Consider the following 1,071-nt stretch of genomic DNA (forward strand, 5'->3'; position numbering starts at 1 on the left):
GAGCAAACGATCAATGCGCTTGATGTTGTGCTTGGTTCGGGCCGTGGTTGGTAAATTTCGACCTAACTCAGTCAAGGTCAGTGTCTTACATTCAATCAGTGCCTTAGAGGCCAGCATCAAGCTGTTTAATCGTTTTAGGTGAAGTTCTGGGCAGTATTGGTGTAAAGAATGTTGTAGGATATTGGCTTCGCGCATCTTGTTGTCCAAGTGTAGTTTTTGGCGAAACCATTTGATCATGCAACAAGATGCGCTTCCACCCTAATTTGATGATTTATTTGTAAATCATCAGGGGATTCTTCAGGGCTTGATAGCCAAAATGAGCATTGGCTATTTGAGTACTTTTTAAGGCATTACGGGATAGCTCAAATAAGTTGTCATTGCCAACCATGTTTTGTTTTATTTGCGATAACCAGTTGAGATAAATTGTATTACTCGAATGCATAGACGCGACGATATTTTCCATTTGAATAAGTCGTCGCATCGCTTCCCGTTGAAGGTGATTTAACGTCGCTATATTTTGGGTATTTTTTACTTCATCTAATAACACAAACAGGTGCTCACCTTGGTGCAGGTATTCCGAAATAGCTTGATGTTCTATCTGATTGTCGGTAATTCCACTGAGATCTTTATGGTCAACTAATAGAGCGAATCGTTCATGGGTCTGATTCAGTTGAGTCTGCATTTCATCAGAAAATGCTGATGACATACCGGCCAAATTTGTTTGAATATTTTGTGCCTGTAACTTTGCCTGTAAAGCACTGTCTGTAAGCGTATTGAGCAATGGGAGTTGTTGCTGATAATAAAGCTGAGTATCGATCGTTGTGTTTAGGGCTTGATACATCTCAGGAGTGGTTTCAAGACTTAGTAATACCTTTGTATCTTTTAACAAATGCTCCCATTGAGTAGTTAACTCTGAAAGTAGGGACAGTCGTTGTTGCTCAGTACTGAAGGATCCCCTCATAAATCAGCCATAGCATAGCCATATTTGAGCAACTGATTGGCGAATAATACCCAGGCCGCCAGCAATTCTTTCTCCGTGATTTGATAATCAGGCCGCCTGAGTACCTTCAG

General features: G+C 40.9%; 1 protein-coding gene and 1 pseudogene. Both read right to left on the bottom strand.

The window, feature by feature from the left end:
* Positions 1-195 (bottom strand): annotated as a pseudogene (locus AEA42_RS14510) (IS4 family transposase); the annotation flags it as partial.
* Between the two features lie 76 nt (positions 196-271).
* The gene (locus AEA42_RS14515; RefSeq protein WP_231640399.1) at positions 272-961 is read right to left on the bottom strand and encodes a hypothetical protein; all 690 of its coding nucleotides are present in this window, start codon (positions 959-961) and stop codon (positions 272-274) included.
* Between the last annotated feature and the right edge of the window lie 110 nt (positions 962-1,071).

Source organism: Shewanella sp. Sh95 (genome assembly GCF_001308045.1).
In the GTDB taxonomy this organism is placed as follows: Bacteria; Pseudomonadota; Gammaproteobacteria; order Enterobacterales; family Shewanellaceae; genus Shewanella; species Shewanella xiamenensis.